Raw genomic sequence first — 20,202 nt, 5'->3', positions numbered from 1 at the left:
GCTTTTATCAGCTCCTTTTTTGACTTTGGCCTGTGGTGATAGCCAGATAGCTCAACAAGCTGCGATCTTATTCACCAACCACGTTAATCACGGTTTTACCGGTAAAATCAACGCCGTTGAACGCTTTGTGTTTCACCAGGATCACAATAATATCGGCGGTTAAACCTTGTTCCAGACTGACCAGCTCAGCATTGGCATGCAGTTTATTGGTGCCATGAATATTAGGCTCTACTGCCATCACTTTACCGTTGTAGCTTTCTGCCAGTTTATTGGTGATATGCAAAGCCGGGCTTTCACGTAAATCGTCAATGTCCGGCTTAAATGCCAGACCAAAACAGGCCACTGAAGGTTTGTTCAGCGAGTGATTGGCCACTGTGGATAGAATTTTTTGCAGCACCCACTCAGGTTTAAAGTCATTCACTTCACGGGCTGTGCGGATGATTTTTGCTTGTTCCGGTGCTGAATGCACAATAAACCACGGGTCTACCGCGATGCAGTGGCCGCCTACGCCGGCACCAGGTGTCAGAATGTTCACCCGTGGGTGGCGGTTGGCCATCCGGATCAGTTCCCACACATTGATGTTTAACTTGTCACAAATCAACGACAGTTCGTTGGCAAAAGCAATGTTGACATCACGGAAGGCGTTTTCGGTCAGTTTGGACATTTCTGCAGTACGGGCGTCGGTCACCAGCAATTCACCGGCGACAAAAGTGTTATACAAAGCTTTGGCTTTGGCCGAACAAGCAGCACTTAAACCACCGATAATACGGTCGTTCGAAATTAACTCATGTACTACTTTGCCTGGCAACACACGCTCCGGACAATAAGCCACATGTAAGTCAGGTGTGCTGGAGTCGGTAGGTAAGGTTAAGTCAGGGCGGCTTTCTTTAATCCACTTACAAATCAGTTCAGTGGTGCCAACAGGGCTGGTGGATTCCAGCACTACCAGGTTGCCTTTGGCAAGCACTGGAGCAATAGATTTCACTGCAGCTTCGACATAAGACAAATCCGGCGATAAATCGTCAAAAAATGGCGTCGGCACGGCAATCATAAAAGCGTCCGCCGGCGCTGCTTTGGTTTGGGCAGATAAATAACCGCCAGTGACGGCAGCATTCACCAGTAAGTCGAGTTCTGGCTCAACAATGTGAATTTTGCCCTGGTTGATAGTGTCGACTGCGTGTTGATTCACATCAACACCTATGACTCTGAGTTTACGGGAAGCCAGCATGGCCGCTGTTGGTAAGCCGATATAACCCAATCCAATTACTGATACTGTTTGCAACATAGCGTCACTCCGATTGCTTGCTATTTTTGTGGCAGATAGTATCACAGCTTGCAACTATATAAGCGGGCGTCAAGCTTTAGAATCACAAAAATAGTTGTCCTATCTATCTTTATTGTTGCTGGCGCACCGGCAAATGAACTGTCATCATGACAACTCTGCGGGCAGTTTCAGGAGTATGCTGTGAAAGATTTAATTGAGCCCTTTTTATATCCACATAATTTGTTTTTATGGGGGCTGTTATTTGCAGCTGTACGCTATCGTAAAAAAGGGCTGTGGTTGTTGTTGTTATGGTTTTACGCCTTTGGTAATGGCTATGTCGGCAATCAGGTGCGGCATTGGTATTACAACAACATCAGTGCCACTGAAGTGGCTGCAGACTTTCAAGGGAACTATGTCGTGTTAGGGTGCGGCGGCACTGAAAACACTTTGCCCGATTGTGCCAAAAGCAGGCTGGATCAGCTGGCTGAGGTTTTATCTGACCGTCCTGTTGCGGCAACAGTGCATATCACTACTTTATATTGTCAGCCTTATCTGGATTATTTGCAGAAACAACTCAAGCACAATGTTGAGCTGGACTGTTTTCATGGGGGCGCGACCACTTATCATGAGTTTTATCAGCTGAATAACCGGCTGGATAAAAGCAAAGCTTTGTTGTTTGTCAGCAGTGATTATCACGCTTTCAGAGTGAAACGACTGGCACAGCAATACCACTTTCAAGCCACAGTGTTGTCGGCGCAAAGTTCAACCTTTAAACCGGTGAATTGTGGCACCAGCTGCTATCTGACGGTGAATTTATCGAACTTTGACTTATTTGCCAAACTGACGGCCGAAATGAGCAGTTATTATGTGTATGCCATCACTAAAGGTTGGGTCAGTTGGTATAAAGAAACCGCTGCACTACCAACAGTGTCAGAGCCGAAAACCGGCGCCGTTTGAAGATTTTTTTACAGCTTTGACCAACAAAAAACCGCAGCTTGACTGCGGTTTTTTGTTTATTCTCTGCTGAGATTTTAATACAACAAAGGTGTCATAACGGCAGATGTTTTGTTAAGAACTTTTCCATTTCAGCAAAAGCTTCAGTACGTTCCTGCTCTGTATCAAAAAAGTGGGTGCCGTCTTCTTGTTCCAGATAACTGACTGCAACACCTTTTGTTTTGAGTGCATCATAAAGTTCAGCCGATTGTTTGTAGGGTACGCGGGTATCTTTAACACCGTGGATCAACAACAATGGCTTTTTGATGGCATCAAGATGATGACGGGCTGATACAGCATCCAGCGCTTTGGCGTCATTCTCGTAATCGCCGACAGTGGCTTTTTGTACTGCTTTTCTGGCATCGCTGTAAGCACCATCAGATTTGAGCATGGCTGCTAAATCGGAAATGCCGGAAATAGAGACAAAACACTGAAATTTGGCATTGTCGCGAAAGCTGGCAACCAAAGTGGCATAACCACCATAGCTGGCGCCGACCATACAACTGCGTTTGGTATCGAGATCAGGATTGGCGCTGACAGCGTCTAAGGCATCCATCAGATCATCCTGCATCTTTTTTCCCCACTGTAGGTAGCCGGCAGTTTCAAATTGGTTGCCAAAACCTGAGGAGCCGCGGAAGTTTACCTGTAATACCGCATATCCCATGGCGGTAAAAAATTGTACAAAGGGGTCAAAGTTTTTGTTGTCACGGGAAATTGGACCGCCATGTGGAAATAAAATCACCGGCGCCGGTTTGTCTTTTTGCAGTGGAGTTGTCAGATATCCTTGTAATTGCAGACCGTCACGGCTCTTAAAGGAAATTGTATTTACTGAAGGCAAAGCGGTTTTTTCCAAATGCGGGTACTGGCTGAACCAAAAAGCTGCTTTTTTGGTATTAAAATCCAGCGTCAGAAAACGGCCTGGCTGGTTGTCTTTGACACTGTAAATGACTACACGCTGGCCATCATCGCTGTAACTGGTGATATAAGAGTGACGGTCGGGCATTAATGCTTTGATTTGTTGGTTGTACTGCTGCTGCTTTGGATCAATAAACACCTGCTCATAAAAATCTTTGGTAAAACCATAACCAATAAGTTTGCCCGCCTTGCTGTAGGTGACGTTAATATCATGGCCTTCCACCTGATGCACAGGGGCACTGATTTCTCCGCTGGCTAAATCAAAATAAGCCAGATGGTTAAAGTTGTTTTTATAGTCGGTGTTCACTAAGACAGATTTACCGTCCTCGGATAAACCAACCGGAGAAAAATCTATATCGCCCGCTAAATCAATGGTTTTCAGGCGTTGCCATGGCTGATCTGGCCCTTTTTTCAATTCGACACTTAACAGTTGTTTATCGAGCACAGTGGAAAACATAATATTGCCTTTGCGATCCGACACAAAACCCGATCTGTCGCCGGCGGCACTTTCAACTTTGCTGAATTTGCTGTTATACACATTGACTTTAAATACGGCATAACCACCGTCTCGTTCATCATAAGCCCGGACCAGCACATGTTCGTCATCTTCGGCCAGATCATTGTGCAGATAGGTGCTCTGCAAACCTGCAATCCGGCTGTCTTCGGCTTTTTTATACATAGACTGGTTTTTGATTTCCAGCAGTTCAGTGCCATCGGCATTTACCGCATACATACTATGAATACGATAAAAACGTCCGGCGATATATTTAGCCCGGCTGGCGTTGATCAACAGTCTGTTCTTATTCACCCAGTCGACAGATTCAATCCGGTCTGAACTTGATTTTAAACTAACCAGTGCCGTGGTTTCATGCTGGCCAAAAGGGGCTGTCATCACCACAGCTTTGCCATCGATATGAAAGGTACCGGCCAATGTCTGGCCATCCGGCGAAATAGAAACGTCCTGCACCAGCGGCATCTTGCCGAATTTTTCTGATAATTCAGATGCTTGTAGTGGGAGTTGGACAATAGTAGCCAGTATCAGACTCAATAAATTGAGCCGGGTAAGTTGTTTCATCTTGGTCATCCTTGATGCTGTAATTGAAGGTGGAACTGCGTTTTTAAGATAGCAGTGCAAATAGAATATGAAAGCAAAAAGTAAATAAATGGTTTGTTTTTTGGTGTTTTTTCAATAACGATAACTTTATGATTGTACAGAAAATCAGGTACAAAAAAACCGCCAAATGGCGGTTTTTCAAATAAAATAACACTCAACAGTGGTTAGTTGTTATTTGCGGCCACGGGCAATAATTTCCTGAGCCATCAAATCGGCAATTGCATTGGTCGGTTGTTGTTCGTTGTCAGCGCGCTGGAATATATTCAGCAAGGTATGGTAAATCTCCATCACCTTGGCTGTTGATTCTTCTTTGCTGTAACCTTCAGGGCGCATTTCCAAAGACACGTTAATAATACCACCAGCGTTAATTACATAATCCGGTGCGTATAAAATGCCTTTTTGCCGTAATAACTCACCATGGCGTGCTTCTTTCAGTTGGTTGTTGGCACAACCTGCAATAATTTTGCATTTAAACTGATTGATGGTGTTGTCATTGACAGTGGCACCCAGGGCACAAGGTGCATAAATATCACATTGTTGGCTGTAAATTTCATCAAGGCCAACAGCAGTGGCATCAAACTGAGCAACGGCGCGGCTGACCGCATCCTGATTAATGTCAGTCACTATCAGTCTGGCGCCTTCTTTGTGCAGATATTCACAAAGGTAAAAACCAACGCTGCCAAGGCCTTGCACTGCAACAGTTAAGCCCTGTAATGAATCGTTGCCAAATTTATGTTTGGCGGCGGCTTTTAAGCCCTGGTAAGTGCCCAGCGCTGTAAAAGGAGCTGGGTTACCGCTTTTGCCTTCCAGACCAGCCACATAAGGTGTTTCTTTATTGACGATAGAAATGTCTGCTGTGGTGATGTTTACATCTTCAGCACTGACATAACTACCGCTTAAACCATGCACAAACTGACCAAACTTGCGGAATAACGCTTCTGATTTGATGGTTTTTGCGTTGCCGATAATCACCGACTTACCGCCACCCAATGGCAAACCTGCCATGGCGTTTTTGTAAGTCATACCGCGGGATAACCGCAGCACATCGACCAGCGCATCTTCGTCAGCAACATAATCCCAAAGCCGGCAACCGCCGACCGCAGGGCCCAGTTTAGTGCTGTGAACTGCGATAATGGCTTTTAAGCCAGTTGCTTTATCGCTGCAAAATACGACTTGTTCATGGTTATCAAATTCTGGGTGGTTAAATACTGCCACGTCTTATTCTCCGTTGTTATCAGCAGGCGCAGGGTTGGATTTGCCGCCTGGCAGGGGACCGGTTTTTCGCGGCGGAATGTATCACTTCAGGGTGAATTTCGCTATCAATCCAAAAAAATAATGTCTGGTCAGTCCAGCAGATTGTCGACAATTTATCTTGCAGCTTGTCAAAAGGCTTGCCCTGACTTAGAGTGCTTTTTTTAGTTGTAGCGAAGAGAATGATCATGACATCAAACAATCAACAGCTGCCTGAGGAATTAACCGAAGCGCAGGCCAGCGAGTGGGTACGTACCCAATTTCAGAAAGCAAATTTGCATCTGGCGGAAAAGGGCGTATTGATGGACAACGTGGCCGTGCAGGAATCGCGTTATTTACCGCCTTATGTTGCGGTATGGAAAATCAATGCGCTGGATCGGAAAAGTTATTGGGTGATTTCCGGTGATTTACCGACGGATTATATCGAAATTGGTGGTGCCGCCAATGCAAGAGAGGCGTTACGTGCTTTTTCATTCCGCTGGCAGATGAAAGCTCAGCAACTGATGGATGCAGGGGTGAATGAGCAGACAGCAGCTGATTATATCAAGCTGCTAATAAGCCGTGCCCATTCTTTGTATGACTTGTTTGAAAGTGAAAAACTCTGGGCTAATACATAAATCCTTGATGATGCGGCGAAAACCCAGACTGTTGCCAGCTTTTCCCAAAACAGCAGTTGTGCTTAGCCGCAGGAAAGCCGCTAAAAGCACAATAAAAAAGGCCACTGAATTCAGTGGCTTTTTTGTTTTGATGTACTGGTTTTACCGTTTATTCAATAAAATACCAATAACCCAGATTGATCAGCATGGTTAATAATTGCAGTTTAGCTGGATCTTCAGCAAAGCTTGCTGCTGTTGCCGCATCAAGTTGCACTTGTTCACAAAGTTGCTTAACTGTCGACAATTCGCCGGCTGGCACTGTCATGGTGTTGCCATTGATAAACAGCAGTATGTCATCATCAGGGTGTTGCTGAATATAACAACAACGCAAACCACCCAAACGTGCCAGTACTGAACCTTCCTGCAAATATTCAGCAATTTCATCGACCTGATAATGTGGATCTGGCTCTGTTGCATCTAATTCATGTTTGGCATGGGTGATATAACTGCCAAAATAACGTGCCAGCAGATCAGGTTCGTTAATCACCTGCTGCAGTAGTTGTTGAACCTTGTTTAAATCCTGAGGGGTTATTTCGCCAACTGCCTGGGTAGCAGTTCGGTCCGGATCAGTATAACGGTCGCCGTTAATTTCGTTTTCAATCAAAAAGTCAGCAAGGCCAGTCACTAAATCTTTTTGTGCCGGTGCACGAAAACCCACCGAATAACTCAGGCTGGCGTCCACCGAAATACCGTCGTGCGGGCACCCTGGTGGAATATATAAAATGTCACCAGGCTCTGTGATCACATCAATACAATCAACAAAAGGGCTGACCTGTAATAAACGTGGGTGCGGGCAATGTTGCGTCAGGCTGGCATCCGGCATGCCTACCCGCCAGTGCCTTTTGCCCATGCCCTGAATTATAAAAACGTCGTATTGGTCCAGATGTGGGCCAACACCAGCGCCTGGGGTAGAAAACGAGATCATTAAATCGTCAATGCGCCAGTTTGGAATAAAACGAAAAGGCTCAATCAGTTGCGCCGATTCCGGATGCCAGTGATCCACGGCCTGCACCAACAAAGTCCAGTTTGTTTCACCAAACTGGCTGAAATCTTCAAAAGGGCCGGTTTCCAGTTGCCAGTTGCCACCGGCATTACTGACAATACGGGATTCAATTTCTTCTTCGCCGGCAAGGCCTGCCAGCTCGTCCGAGCTGATTGGATCAATAAAATTGGCAAAACCGTTTTTAATTAACAAAGGTTTTTTTTGCCAGAATTCAGCGAGAAAACGCTCAAGGCTCAAGTCGTGCAGATTTAATGTGTACATAAGCATATTCCTGTGTCAGGAAAAGAAACCGCCGGCAAGCCGGCGGTGTTTTTTCGCAAATTGGCCTGAGGCCAAACCGCTGTTATTCAGTACGGCATCTTGTGTGCGCTTTGACTGGAACCGCCAGTTGGCGAGCTGTTACAGCGCATATTTCACAAGATGCTTGAGCTTAGTTCAGGCTGTCAACCAGAGCTATAGCGGCACCAATGTAGTTGTCCGGTGTAAACTGTTTCATCTGGGCTTTGGCATGATCAGGCACGTCCAGGCCATCAATAAACAGATGTAAATCAGCAGGTGTGATACGTTTGCCGCGTGTCAGCTCTTTTAACTTTTCGTATGGTTTTTCCACACCATAACGGCGCATCACAGTTTGCACAGGTTCAGCCAGCAATTCCCAGTTTTGATCCAGTTCCTGCAACAGATTGGTTTCACTGACTTCCAGTTTGCTGATGCCTTTAAGAGTAGCGTGGTAAGCAATTAAGGTATAACCAAAACCAATGCCGAGGTTACGCAGCACTGTAGAGTCGGTTAAATCACGTTGCCAACGCGAAACCGGCAGTTTGCTTGCCAGATGCTGGAAAATAGCGTTGGCAAGGCCAAGGTTACCTTCTGAGTTTTCAAAGTCGATGGGGTTCACTTTATGCGGCATAGTCGAAGAGCCAATTTCACCGGCAATAGTGCGTTGTTTAAAGTGACCCAGTGCAATGTAACCCCAAACGTCACGGTCAAAATCCAGCAGAATGGTATTAAAACGGGCGATAGCGTCAAACAGCTCGGCAATATAGTCGTGCGGTTCAATTTGTGTGGTGAAAGGGTTCCAGTTTAAACCCAGACTGGTGACAAACTGTTCAGAAATCTGGTGCCAGTTTAAATCAGGGTAAGCGGATAAATGGGCGTTGTAATTACCCACAGCGCCGTTAAATTTACCCAGCATTTGTACTGCAGCAATTTGCTCACGCTGGCGTAATAAACGCATATAAACGTTGGCCATTTCCTTACCTAAAGTGGTAGGAGAGGCTGGCTGGCCATGGGTACGTGCCATCATAGGCACTGCTTTATAACGCACTGCCATGTCTTTTAATGCAGCCAGCAGCTTATCGCATAAAGGCAACAACACCTCGTCACGGGCTGCAGTTAACATCAGGCCATGAGATAAGTTATTGATATCTTCCGAAGTACAGGCAAAGTGAATAAATTCGCTGATAGCGGCAAGCTCAGGCAATACCGCTACTTTTTCTTTGAGCAGATACTCAACAGCTTTGACATCGTGATTGGTGGTGCGCTCGATGTCTTTGACACGTTGGGCGTCAGCCAGGCTGAAGTTATCCACAATATCATTGAGTAACTGATTGGCTTCTGCACTGAGCGTTGGAACCTCGGCAATGCCAGCGATACCGGCCATCTGTTGTAACCAGCGTACTTCGACGGTCACACGGTATTTGATCAAACCAAATTCGCTGAAAATATGTCTCAGTTCATCAGTTCTGCTGCCATAACGGCCATCAACCGGGGAGATGGCTGTTAATGCGTTCAGTTCCATGGAAACTCCTATGCTTGGGCTAATTGTTGTAAAACAGTTTTGGCTTCCTGCAGCAACTTTTTCCGCTGCAATATAAAGTGATAACGCCGACCGCCCGCCTGACGCCACAGCACAGCGGCTCGTATGGCACAAAGCAACAAAGCGCGGATTTTGTTTTGTACTGCGGGTTGCTTCAGCTCTGTTGGTTTACCGGCAATCTGGATACGGTTGCCAAGAGGGCTGATATGCTCCACATAAATGTCGGCAATGCTGGCAATGATGTTGTCGTCGGTAATTTGAAAATGTTGCAGTTGTTGTTGCAGTCGTTCAATACGTTTGCCTACGGCCTGCAGCGAGCTTGGGCTTTTGGCCATACGGCGCTCCAACGCAAATACCGCCATGGCATAGCGGGTCAGCTCTAAATCTTTATTCGGATTGTCACCCAGCTGCGCCAGCAAAATATGATAACCGGCATTGAGGTTGTTCAGCTTACCGCCAAAAATATCAACGGGTTCGTTTACATCCTGCAAAGCAACACTTTGCAATGCGGTTTTTAGTTCCTGAGGGTCAAATTCATCACCGCGGGCCACTTGTTGCACCAGACGAATACTCTGACATAAAGCCGCCAGTGCCAATGTTTGTGTGGTTGTCGAAAATTGCATAATTAACGTACCGCCCGATCAATAATGCCGCCACCGAGGCAGATTTCATTCAGATAAAACACCGCCGACTGGCCTGGTGTCACGGCTTTTTGTGGTTCATCAAATACCACTGTAACAGTGCCGTCCTGGTGCGGGGTTAAAGAGCAGGGGATGTCCTGCTGACGATAACGGGTTTTAACAGTGCAGCGCAGCACAGTTTGCGGGCCCTTGCGGTCGACCCAATGTAACTGGTCGGCAATCAGGCCTTTAGCAAACATACTGGGGTGTTCATGACCCTGCGCAACTATTAAATGATTGTTGATTAAATCTTTTTCCACTACATACCAAGGGTCATCAGCGCCATCTTTTAACCCGCCAATACCAAGACCTTTACGTTGACCCAGGGTGTGGTACATCAAACCTTCATGGCGGCCGATAATGTCACCGTCGACAGTGACAATGTCACCCGGCTGTGCCGGCAGGTATTTTTGCAGGAAGTCTTTAAACTTACGTTCACCGATAAAACAAATGCCGGTGCTGTCTTTTTTGGCTGCAGTCACCAGGCCTTGTTGTTCGGCAATAGCGCGCACCATAGGTTTTTCTAAATGGCCAACCGGAAATAAGGTTTGCGCCACGTGCTCTGAGCCTATGGTATAGAGGAAATAACTCTGATCTTTATTGTTGTCTAAACCACGTAACAGCTGCCACTGGCCGTCCACTTCGCGGCGTTGCACATAATGGCCGGTGGCTATGTAATCAGCGCCTAAAGCTTCGGCAGCAAACTCAAGGAAAGCTTTAAACTTAATTTCTTTGTTGCACATAATGTCAGGGTTTGGTGTGCGGCCGGCTTTATACTCGGCGAGGAAATATTCAAACACGTTGTCCCAGTATTCAGCGGCAAAATTGACTTTATGCAGTTTAATACCCAGGGTGTCGCATACTTGCTGGGCGTCTTTTAAATCTTCGGCAGCGGCGCAGTATTCGTCATTGTCGTCTTCTTCCCAGTTTTTCATAAACAGGCCTTCGACCTGGTAACCTTGCTGAAGAAGTAAATAAGCCGATACCGATGAGTCAACACCACCCGACATACCTACAATAACTTTTTTTCTGCTGTTATCCGACATTCTACCCACTTCACGCCAAAAAAAGAGGCGCGGATTATAGCACTTTATTTGTCAACTGGCACAGCCGTGACCGGGCTTTTAATCATCGACAACGGCAGCCTGATACCTTGTTGAAAATCGGTGATAGCGTCCAGCACCAGTTGACTGCGAACGGGCAGGGCATGTTGTGTGATGTCAGCGCTACTTAGCCAGTGTAAAGCCAGAATATCGGCATCCTGAGGTTGATAGTTTTGTGGCAAGGTATTGACTTTAAAATAAAAGTTCACCCTGACATAACGATGGCCATTGGCGGCCTGTAACTGAGATATACCCAGCCAGCCTTGTGGTGTGAGGGTTAAGCCGGTTTCTTCAAAAAGTTCGCGGCACACAGCGCTGACAACATCTTCATTGGCTTCAACATGGCCTGCCGGTTGGTTCAGTACCCGCCGGCCACTTTGTTTATCTATTTCTTCCACCAGCAGGAATTTATCCTGATAACAAACAACGGCAGCAACAGTTAAATGTAAATGTGAACGGTCTATCACAGTATAAAGTTCCTTCGGTTGCGGTCGTACAAATCCAAAAAACAATACTACGTTGCAGAGCGTATTTTGGTGTGCTTTTTTTCTGTTTTGCCTGAATTAATCCCAAACTTTTAATTTTTGTCGTTTTTTTATAACTGGTCAGGCCACGAAAGGTTTTTCTCTGGTTTTGAAGTCTGTACTATGTGCAGGCTCAGCAATCTGTCGTTAGTTCCAAATCTGAACCTGGCGTAAATTTATGCTTTGGTTGTTCCGTCCGGCGCGGCCTGGACGCTACTGTCAGCGGAACTAAACTGATAAACTTATTCAACAATTCCGGCTGTGGTCTGCTACGAGAGGTGAAGCGATTCATCAGAAAGTAACAGATGGCAGCGTCCTTGTTGCAGATCCAGGAAATTACATGACCACTTCAAAAATCATTTACACCCAAACAGACGAAGCCCCGGCGCTGGCCACTTATTCTTTATTGCCAATAGTGCAGACTTTTGCCAAAGCGGCAGGTGTGCTCGTTGAGACCCGTGATATTTCGTTGTCAGGCCGTATTATTGCTGCTTTCCCTGACTACCTGAAAGCTGAGCAACAACAATCAGATGCTTTAGCTGAATTGGGTCAGCTGGCCACTCAGCCTGATGCCAATATCATCAAACTGCCCAATATCAGTGCTTCAGTGCCACAGTTAAAAGCGGCCATTAAAGAGTTGCAAGCCAAAGGTTATGCACTGCCGGATTATCCGGAAGAGGCTGTAACAGCCCAAGAAAAAGATGTCAAAGGCCGTTATGACAAAATTAAGGGGAGTGCGGTAAACCCGGTGCTGCGTGAAGGTAACTCAGACCGTCGAGCACCTTTATCGGTCAAACAATATGCCCGCAAAAACCCACATTCGATGGGCGCCTGGGCAAAAACCTCGTTGTCTCACGTTGCGCATATGAGCAGCGGCGATTTTTACGGCAGCGAAAAATCAGTGACAGTGCCTGCCGCAACTGCAGTGCGTATTGAACTGAAAAAAGCCGATGGCACAGTTCAGGTACTCAAAGAAAAAACCAGTTTGTCAGCGCTCGAAGTGATAGATGCTTCTGTGTTGAACGTCAAATCACTGCGTGCCTTTTTAGCCGCTGAAATTCAGAACGCCAAAGCACAAGGTTTGCTGTTTTCTGTGCATTTAAAAGCCACCATGATGAAAGTGTCAGATCCGGTGATTTTTGGTCATGTGGTCACAGTGTTTTTTGCTGATGTGTTTGAAAAACATGCCGCTGTACTGAAAGATCTGGGTGTTGATGTTAACAATGGTTTTGGTGATTTATTGGCAAAAATTCAGCAGTTACCAGCAGAGAAACGCGCTGCAATTGAAGCCGATATTGCGGCAGTGTACGCAGCACAACCAGCCCTTGCCATGGTGAACTCTGATAAAGGCATTACCAACCTGCATGTGCCAAGTGATGTGATTATCGACGCTTCTATGCCCGCGGCTATCCGTACTTCCGGTCAGATGTGGGGCCCGGATGGCAAATTAAAAGACACCAAGTTTGTGATCCCGGATCGTTGTTATGCCGGCGTATATCAGGAAACCATTAACTTCTGTAAAGAACATGGTGCTTTTGACCCGCGTACTATGGGCTCAGTGCCAAATGTAGGTTTAATGGCGCAAAAGGCAGAAGAATACGGTTCACACGACAAAACTTTTGTTGTGTCTGCCGCTGGTGTGGTGCAGGTTGTGGATGCAGCCGGTACTGTGCTGATGTCGCATGAAGTGGAAGCCGGTGACATCTGGCGTATGTGTCAGACCAAAGACGCACCTATTCAGGATTGGGTCAAGCTGGCCGTCAGTCGTGCCCGTCTGAGCAACACGCCTGCGATTTTCTGGTTGGATGCTGCCCGTGCCCATGACGCCGAGCTGATCAAAAAGGTCAACACCTACCTGGCACAACATGATACTACAGGCCTGGACATCAAAATCATGACGCCTGAGCAAGCAACTAAAGTGAGTCTTGAACGTATCAAACAAGGTCTGGACACAATTTCTGTCACTGGTAACGTATTACGTGACTACCTGACCGACTTATTCCCAATTCTGGAATTAGGTACCAGCGCCAAGATGTTGTCTATTGTGCCTTTAATGAACGGTGGTGGTTTGTTTGAAACCGGCGCTGGTGGTTCTGCACCTAAACACGTTGAGCAATTTGTTGAAGAAAACCATTTACGTTGGGATTCATTAGGCGAGTTCCTGGCGTTAGCTGCTTCTCTGGAGCACCTGAGCCAGGTGGCCGGTAATAAAGGCGCCAAAGTGCTGGCTGATACGCTGGATCAGGCAACAGCGCGTTTCCTCGATAACGACAAATCGCCAACCCGTAAACTGGGTCAGCTTGATAACCGCGGCAGCCATTTTTATCTGGCGTTGTACTGGGCAGAAGCGCTGGCAACACAAACTGCCGACCTTGCATTACAACAACGTTTTGCGCCTTTAGCAAAAACGCTCAGTGACAACGAAGCCAAAATTGTGCAGGAACTGAATACTGTGCAAGGTAAAGCTGTTGAAATTGGTGGTTATTACCGCCTTGACGACACTTTGGCAAGTAAAGCTATGCGTCCAAGCTCAATCTTTAATCAGGCGTTGGCGTCAGTTTAACAGGTCTGAATTCTGCTGTTGTTGCCCCATAGATATCTGCGGCAAATCGGTCAGAGCGTTAATCAAAAAAGGAGCTGAATTCGGCTCCTTTTTCTATTCGTGATTCAAAACCGCGGCCTGTGAATTTTACTTTGATTAAACAGATAGTTTCAAAACGCAGATTCGATTTTCGCCTTATTTCCGCTGTGAACGTTTCCGCTACTGATACAATCGTTGCAGCTTAATTTAGGTTCGGACTGGTTATAAGCAGATTTTCAAGAATAAAAGCGCCACTGTAGTGTTATTGTTTTGTGGTCGACATGAAAGTTGAGTCAAGCAGCAGTGGGATTTGTACAGCATAATGCGGTTGTCTGAATCAAAAAATTTAACAATAAAAAGCACAAGGCAAGTGGAGAAATGAGTGTCAGGCAGGTCCCCCTGCATGGCTGCTGCCTGTCACTTCGATGATACTGTGTTATTCAGTTTTGCCATCTTCCGGCAGTGCAATATTCACAGCATGCAGGCCTTTAGGCCCTTCTGACAATTCAAAGGTAACATCCTGGCCGGCCTTCAGGGTGCGGTAGCCGTCCATGTTAATGGTTGAGTAATGGGCAAAGATGTCTTCATCACGACCATCTTCACGAATAAACCCAAATCCTTTGGCATTATTGAACCATTTTACTTTACCGGTAGCCATACTACATACTTCCTTCTCTTAGTTAGCTAATTTCTGTATTCTAAGCTGACAGCTTCAAAGCTTTTTCAAGCTCCATTAGTTACTGTAGATAATTTGTTCAGCTAGTCAAGTTTTTTACCGAACTAATCATCATTGAAAAGAGCTGAATTAACCTCCACATCCTTTGATGGATTAACCAGGCGTGACTATAGTTTATGAGCGGCAGCAAACAGACACAGGGACATGACGAAGGCTTGGCAGAACTGATCCGGCAACGGGTCGAACCACCTCCAATGTATAAAGTGATTTTACACAACGATGATTACACGCCAATGGATTTTGTGATTGATGTGCTGACCCGGTTTTTTAATATGCAGTATGAAAAAGCCAGTGAAGTGATGTTAAAAGTCCATTATGAAGGTAAAGCGGTATGTGGTGTGTTCACTGCAGAAATCGCAGAAACCAAAGTACAACAGGTGACTACTTATGCCAAAGAGCACGAACACCCGTTGTTATGCTCAATGGAGCGGGCTTAGACCCGATTTCTCAGTAGGTAACTCAGGTGGATTAGGAGCAGTGCATGTTAAATAAAGATCTTGAGTTGACGCTGAATCTGGCATTTCGTTTTGCCAGGGAACGCCGCCACGAATATATGACTGTCGAGCACTTATTGCTTGCCCTGCTGGACAATCCGGCTGCGGGTGATGCATTAAAGTCTTGTGGTGCAAACATCGACAGGTTGCGCATTGATTTATCAAGTTTTATTGATTCTACTACTCCACTGATCCCCGACGGTGATTTAGACCGTGACACTCAGCCGACTCTCGGTTTTCAACGAGTGTTACAGCGTGCTGTATTTCATGTGCAGTCCTCCGGTAAATCGGAAGTGACGGGGGCAAATGTTCTGGTGGCTATTTTCAGTGAGCAAGAATCACAAGCCGTATATTTGCTGAAGAAAATTGATATCAGCCGCCTTGATATCGTCAATTATATTTCCCATGGCGTCATTAAAGCCGACAAAATTGAACCCAGCGATGAACAGCAGGATGATGTTGGTGATGTTGGGGTGGAAGACAATAAATATCTTGAGAACTTCACAGCAAATCTGAATGTGCTGGCAAAGAATGGTCAGATAGACCCGCTTGTCGGCCGAGACACCGAACTTGAGCGGACCATTCAGGTATTATGCCGCCGTAAAAAGAATAACCCTTTATTAGTGGGTGAAGCAGGGGTGGGAAAAACAGCGATTGCTGAAGGGCTGGCGTATCGTATCGTACAGAACCAGGTGCCTGATGTGATTGCCAATGCCACTATCTATTCACTGGATATGGGGGCACTGCTTGCTGGCACCAAATATCGTGGTGATTTTGAAAAACGCTTAAAATCTCTTCTCAAAGAAATTGAACGTGAAAAAGACGCCGTTTTGTTTATTGACGAAATTCATACAGTGATAGGTGCAGGTGCCGCTTCAGGCGGAGTGATGGACGCGTCAAATCTGATTAAACCGCTGCTTTCCAGTGGCCGTTTGCGTTGTATCGGGTCTACCACTTATCAGGAATTTAAAAGCATTTTTGAAAAAGACACGGCACTGGTACGACGTTTTCAGAAAATTGACGTTACCGAACCCAGTGTTGATGACACCACCCAGATTCTGCTTGGTTTAAAAGAACGTTATGAGCAGCACCATGGTGTGCGTTATACCAACAAAGCTTTGCGCGCCGCAGCTGAATTGTCTGCCAAGTATATTAATGAACGCCACCTACCTGACAAGGCGATTGACGTGATTGACGAAGCAGGCGCCAGTCAGCGCCTGTTGCCAGTTTCAAAACGCAAAAAAGTGATTAATGTGCCGGAAATTGAGCATGTGATCGCCAAAATGGCACGTATTCCGGAAAAGTCGGTGTCGGCTTCTGACAAAGACGTGCTGGCGAATCTGGACCGGAATTTAAAGTTGGTGGTCTTTGGCCAGAATGAACCGATTGAAGTGCTAACCTCAGCCATTCGTTTGTCACGTTCTGGCCTTGGCAATGAAGAAAAACCTATAGGTAATTTTTTGTTTGCCGGGCCTACAGGTGTTGGTAAAACGGAAGTTACCAAACAACTTGCCAAAATTATGGGGGTTGAGCTGCTGCGATTTGATATGTCTGAATATATGGAAAGGCATTCAATCAGTCGTTTGATTGGTGCACCACCAGGTTATGTTGGTTTTGATCAAGGGGGGCTGTTAACTGATGCTGTGTCAAAACATCCTTACTCGGTGGTACTGCTCGATGAAATTGAAAAAGCACATTCCGACATCTACAACATTTTGTTGCAGGTGATGGACCACGGTACTTTGACAGACAATAACGGCCGTAAAATTGATTTTCGCAATGTGATTCTGGTGATGACGACCAACGCTGGTGTGCAGGAAACCGTACGTAAAACTATAGGTTTTAAGCAACAGGACCATAGTCACGATGCTTTGTCAGAAATCAACCGGACTTTTAGTCCTGAATTCCGTAACAGGTTAGACGGCATTATTTGGTTTAAGCATTTATCACGCGATATTATTCTGCAAATTGTTGATAAATTTGTCTGTGATTTACAGGTTCAGCTGGATAAAAAACAAGTGTCGCTTGAGCTGAGCGGTACAGCCCGGCAGTGGCTGGCGGATAAAGGTTATGATCAGGCGATGGGCGCAAGGCCTATGGGTCGTGTCATTCAGGAGCAATTAAAAAAGCCACTGGCCAACGAAATTCTGTTTGGTCGTTTAACACAAGGTGGTGACGTTCGTGTTGATTTAGTCGGTGATGAACTGGTGTTTGATTACAGTGACGCTACAGTTCCAGCCTGATCGTTATAACATAAAAAAAACAAAACCCGGCAAAGCCGGGTTTTGTTTTCTCAGGCGTTAACACCTGACAAGTGGCAACAACTGAATGTTGTGCCGGTAAATCAACTTAGCGTTGACGGAATACGATACGGCCTTTGGTCAGATCGTATGGCGTCAGTTCTACAGTGACTTTATCGCCGGTCAGAATACGGATATAGTTTTTCCGCATTTTACCCGAAATGTGCGCGATAACCACGTGACCATTTTCGAGTTCGACCCGGAACATTGTATTTGGCAAGGTATCCAAAATTGTGCCTTGCATTTCAATCACGTCTTCTTTCGCCATGCAGCGTACGAGCCCCTTTAGAAATAATTATTTAAACCGGAAAAAAACTGCGCAGATTGTGCCGAAATCACAAGGATAAGTAAAGCTACTCAAGCTTTTTTAATCAAAAGACTGCCATTTCCCGTCGATTAATCGTTGTTGTGGCCGGAATTTCGCTTTATAAGCCATTTTTGAACAGTCGGCGACAAAATAACCCAGGTGTAAAAACGGTAATCCCTGATTCTGACTGTGGAACAAAGTGGCCAGAATGGCCAGAGTACCAAAAGCCAGCTCAGCTTGTGGCTGATAAAAACTATAGACCGCAGATAAACCGTCCGGCATTGGATCTAACAAAATGACGCCCACAAGTTCAGTGCCGATATACTGCTCAATCGCTGATGATTGCAGCCAACTGCAGCTTAACAATGATGCAAGTTGCTCTTCAGAGGGCGGATACATTACGCCGTCGGCATGTTTTTCGCTGATGTACTGTTGATATAACGGGTAATATTCCGCCACAGTCTGAGGTCGGCCAAATGTCCAGTGCCAGCCAGCCTGTTGTGCTTTTTTGATTAATTTTCGCTGGCTGTTGCTGGGTTTAAACTCTGCTACCAGCACACGACTGGCCTGACAGGCCTGGCACAGTATACAATAAGGCCGGTACAACTGGTCGCCGGTGCGGCGGAAGTTATAGTCCATCAGTTGCCGGTATAAATCAGCATCCAATGGCTGATCCGGCAGGGTAAATACCAGCCGCTCCTGTTGTAACGGCAAATAGCTGCAAGGGTGTTCAGCCGTTAAACCAAATAAAAGTTGTTGTGGGCTCAAAGCTCTAACTCCAAGCTTTGTGCCGACCAGCAATGAATTGGTATCGCATCATTTTTTAATTGATGAAGTAAAGCCAGATAAGCGGCACGGGGCAGCGGTTTCACCCCGAGTTGAAGCAAAAATGGGTTAGGCATCTGGCAATCAATCCAGCCTTCACTATAACTTTGCAGATGTTGTTGCAGCAGCACCAATGCCAGTTTTGCGGTATTGGCCTCACGGTTAAACATCGACTCGCCACAAAACAGACCGCCTATACTCAGACCGTATAAACCGCCAACCAGCATATTGTCACGCCAAACCTCTATACTGTGTGCTACTCCAGCCTGATGCAGTGCCAGATAAGCTTGTTGCATTTGTGGCACTATCCAGGTGCCGGATTGGCTGTGACGGGGTGCTGCGCATTGCCTGACCACCTCGGCAAAAGCTTGATTACAACTAAAACGATACTGCTGCTGTTTTTGGTATTTGCGAAGGCTACGGTTCAGTTGCAACTTGCCTGGTTCAAACACAGCGCGGGTTGATGGTGACCACCACAACAACGGATCTTCTTCACCAAACCAGGGGAACACTGCCGACCGATAGGCATGAATAAGCCTTGGCAACGACAAATCGCCCCCTATGGCGAGTAAGCCGTCGGGCTCACTAAGTGCTTGCGAAAGCGGGGGGAACCAGGCCGGATCCTCCCGCAATTCGGGCAGATAAATGGGCATTTATGTCTGATAATTATTTGCTGAGGGCATCAAGATAACGTTCAGCATCAAGGGCTGCCATACAACCAGTACCGGCAGAGGTAATAGCCTGACGATAGATATGATCTGACACGTCACCAGCGGCAAAAACGCCTTCAATGCTGGTTTGAGTAGCGTTGCCTTCGATACCACTTTTTACCACCAGATAACCGTTTTTCATTTCCAGCTGACCGGCAAAAATGTCGGTATTGGGTTGGTGGCCAATGGCAATAAACACACCTTGTAATACCAGTTGTTCTTCCGGCTGGCCGTTGGTGGAACTTAACCGCACGCCGGTCACGCCCATATCGTCACCCAGCACTTCGGCCAGTTCACGGTGGGTATGCAGAATAATGTTGCCGCTTGCCACTTTGGCATGTAAACGGTCCACCAGAATTTTTTCCGCTTTAAAACTATCGCGACGGTGAATTAAATGTACTTCAGCGGCAATATTTGACAGATAAAGTGCTTCTTCAACTGCAGTGTTACCACCACCAACGACTGCAACTTTTTGATTACGATAGAAAAAACCATCGCAAGTTGCACAAGCTGATACACCGCGGCCACTAAATTTTTGCTCAGATTCCAGCCCAAGATATTTGGCGGAAGCGCCGGTCGCGATAATTAACGCGTCACAACTATAAACACCATTGTCGCCGGTCAGAGTAAAAGGGCGGTTTTTCAGGTCAACAGTGTGAATATGGTCAAAAACAATTTGGGTATTAAAGGTTTCAGCGTGTTCACGCATCCGCTCCATCAGGGCTGGGCCTGTTAAACCGTGTGGATCGCCAGGCCAGTTTTCAACTTCTGTCGTGGTGGTCAACTGACCACCTTGTTGCATGCCGGTAATGAGAACCGGATTCAGGTTGGCGCGGGCGGCATATACGGCAGCAGTGTAACCCGCAGGGCCTGAGCCTAAAATCATTAAACGGCTATGTTGAGGATTTGACATAAAAACTCCGGTGG

The 20,202-nt window shown here is 46.3% G+C and carries 18 protein-coding genes; 5 read left to right on the top strand and 13 right to left on the bottom strand.

Annotated elements, in window-relative coordinates; genetic code table 11:
- Nucleotides 1-67 precede the first annotated feature (67 nt).
- Entirely contained in the window at nucleotides 68-1,285 is a 1,218-nt protein-coding gene (wecC, locus tag RCH83_RS17495) for a UDP-N-acetyl-D-mannosamine dehydrogenase (RefSeq protein ID WP_306524144.1), read from the bottom strand.
- A gap of 180 nt (nucleotides 1,286-1,465) precedes the next feature.
- Between wecC and RCH83_RS17490 the strand changes: the two genes are divergently transcribed.
- Entirely contained in the window at nucleotides 1,466-2,221 is a 756-nt protein-coding gene (locus tag RCH83_RS17490; RefSeq protein ID WP_306524142.1) for a hypothetical protein, read from the top strand.
- Between the two features lie 91 nt (nucleotides 2,222-2,312).
- On the opposite strand, the gene RCH83_RS17485 is transcribed toward RCH83_RS17490, so the two are convergent.
- Together RCH83_RS17485 and RCH83_RS17480 are read right to left on the bottom strand one after the other, a co-directional pair.
- Nucleotides 2,313-4,247 carry a S9 family peptidase gene (locus RCH83_RS17485; protein WP_306524140.1) on the bottom strand — a complete coding sequence of 645 codons (1,935 nt, stop codon included), beginning with the start codon at nucleotides 4,245-4,247 and terminating at the stop codon, nucleotides 2,313-2,315.
- 210 nt (nucleotides 4,248-4,457) lie between these two features.
- Nucleotides 4,458-5,501 (bottom strand): amino acid dehydrogenase, encoded by a 1,044-nt coding sequence (locus RCH83_RS17480; RefSeq protein ID WP_306524138.1) that lies wholly within the window; start codon nucleotides 5,499-5,501, stop codon nucleotides 4,458-4,460.
- Nucleotides 5,502-5,725: 224 nt separating this feature from the next.
- Here RCH83_RS17480 and RCH83_RS17475 point away from each other — a divergent pair, with 224 nt between their 5' ends.
- Nucleotides 5,726-6,154, top strand: coding sequence for a DUF4826 family protein (locus RCH83_RS17475; protein WP_306524136.1), 429 nt, complete (start codon nucleotides 5,726-5,728; stop codon nucleotides 6,152-6,154).
- Nucleotides 6,155-6,302: 148 nt separating this feature from the next.
- On the opposite strand, the gene RCH83_RS17470 is transcribed toward RCH83_RS17475, so the two are convergent.
- From RCH83_RS17470 to RCH83_RS17450, 5 genes are all read right to left on the bottom strand, one after another.
- Nucleotides 6,303-7,457: a cupin domain-containing protein gene (locus tag RCH83_RS17470; protein WP_306524134.1), complete on the bottom strand. Its 1,155-nt coding sequence runs from the start codon at nucleotides 7,455-7,457 to the stop codon at nucleotides 6,303-6,305.
- 169 nt (nucleotides 7,458-7,626) lie between these two features.
- Complete coding sequence (gene purB / locus RCH83_RS17465) at nucleotides 7,627-8,997, bottom strand: adenylosuccinate lyase (protein ID WP_306524132.1); 1,371 nt, start codon at nucleotides 8,995-8,997, stop codon at nucleotides 7,627-7,629.
- An 8-nt stretch (nucleotides 8,998-9,005) separates the two neighbouring features.
- Nucleotides 9,006-9,638, bottom strand: coding sequence for a high frequency lysogenization protein HflD (hflD, locus tag RCH83_RS17460; protein ID WP_306524130.1), 633 nt, complete (start codon nucleotides 9,636-9,638; stop codon nucleotides 9,006-9,008).
- Nucleotides 9,639-9,640: 2 nt separating this feature from the next.
- Nucleotides 9,641-10,741: a tRNA 2-thiouridine(34) synthase MnmA gene (gene mnmA / locus RCH83_RS17455; protein WP_306524128.1), complete on the bottom strand. Its 1,101-nt coding sequence runs from the start codon at nucleotides 10,739-10,741 to the stop codon at nucleotides 9,641-9,643.
- Between the two features lie 44 nt (nucleotides 10,742-10,785).
- Nucleotides 10,786-11,265 (bottom strand): NUDIX domain-containing protein, encoded by a 480-nt coding sequence (locus RCH83_RS17450; protein WP_306524126.1) that lies wholly within the window; start codon nucleotides 11,263-11,265, stop codon nucleotides 10,786-10,788.
- A gap of 397 nt (nucleotides 11,266-11,662) precedes the next feature.
- Here RCH83_RS17450 and RCH83_RS17445 point away from each other — a divergent pair, with 397 nt between their 5' ends.
- Complete coding sequence (locus RCH83_RS17445; RefSeq protein WP_306524124.1) at nucleotides 11,663-13,885, top strand: NADP-dependent isocitrate dehydrogenase; 2,223 nt, start codon at nucleotides 11,663-11,665, stop codon at nucleotides 13,883-13,885.
- Between the two features lie 454 nt (nucleotides 13,886-14,339).
- Here RCH83_RS17445 and cspD read toward each other — a convergent pair whose 3' ends face one another.
- Nucleotides 14,340-14,561 (bottom strand): cold shock domain-containing protein CspD, encoded by a 222-nt coding sequence (cspD, locus tag RCH83_RS17440; RefSeq protein WP_260656779.1) that lies wholly within the window; start codon nucleotides 14,559-14,561, stop codon nucleotides 14,340-14,342.
- Between the two features lie 194 nt (nucleotides 14,562-14,755).
- Between cspD and clpS the strand changes: the two genes are divergently transcribed.
- Together clpS and clpA are read left to right on the top strand one after the other, a co-directional pair.
- The gene (clpS, locus tag RCH83_RS17435; RefSeq protein WP_306524122.1) at nucleotides 14,756-15,076 is read left to right on the top strand and encodes an ATP-dependent Clp protease adapter ClpS; all 321 of its coding nucleotides are present in this window, start codon (nucleotides 14,756-14,758) and stop codon (nucleotides 15,074-15,076) included.
- Nucleotides 15,077-15,120: 44 nt separating this feature from the next.
- On the top strand, nucleotides 15,121-17,376 hold the full coding sequence (clpA, locus tag RCH83_RS17430; RefSeq protein WP_306524120.1) for an ATP-dependent Clp protease ATP-binding subunit ClpA: 2,256 nt from the start codon (nucleotides 15,121-15,123) through the stop codon (nucleotides 17,374-17,376).
- A 106-nt stretch (nucleotides 17,377-17,482) separates the two neighbouring features.
- Here clpA and infA read toward each other — a convergent pair whose 3' ends face one another.
- The 4 genes from infA to trxB form a co-directional block, all read right to left on the bottom strand.
- Nucleotides 17,483-17,701, bottom strand: coding sequence for a translation initiation factor IF-1 (gene infA, locus RCH83_RS17425; RefSeq protein WP_068063502.1), 219 nt, complete (start codon nucleotides 17,699-17,701; stop codon nucleotides 17,483-17,485).
- Between the two features lie 99 nt (nucleotides 17,702-17,800).
- Nucleotides 17,801-18,508, bottom strand: coding sequence for an arginyltransferase (locus RCH83_RS17420; RefSeq protein ID WP_306524117.1), 708 nt, complete (start codon nucleotides 18,506-18,508; stop codon nucleotides 17,801-17,803).
- Nucleotides 18,505-19,218 carry a leucyl/phenylalanyl-tRNA--protein transferase gene (gene aat / locus RCH83_RS17415; protein WP_306524115.1) on the bottom strand — a complete coding sequence of 238 codons (714 nt, stop codon included), beginning with the start codon at nucleotides 19,216-19,218 and terminating at the stop codon, nucleotides 18,505-18,507. The genes RCH83_RS17420 and aat overlap by 4 nt, the downstream gene beginning before the upstream one ends.
- A gap of 13 nt (nucleotides 19,219-19,231) precedes the next feature.
- A complete protein-coding gene (gene trxB / locus RCH83_RS17410) occupies nucleotides 19,232-20,188 on the bottom strand; it encodes a thioredoxin-disulfide reductase (RefSeq protein WP_306524113.1) in 957 nt (318 codons plus the stop codon).
- Nucleotides 20,189-20,202: the final 14 nt, after the last annotated feature.

The sequence above is a fragment of the Rheinheimera sp. genome (genome assembly GCF_030824435.1).
Taxonomy (GTDB): Bacteria; Pseudomonadota; Gammaproteobacteria; order Enterobacterales; family Alteromonadaceae; genus Pararheinheimera.
This window is presented reverse-complemented; position numbering and strand designations above follow the sequence as displayed.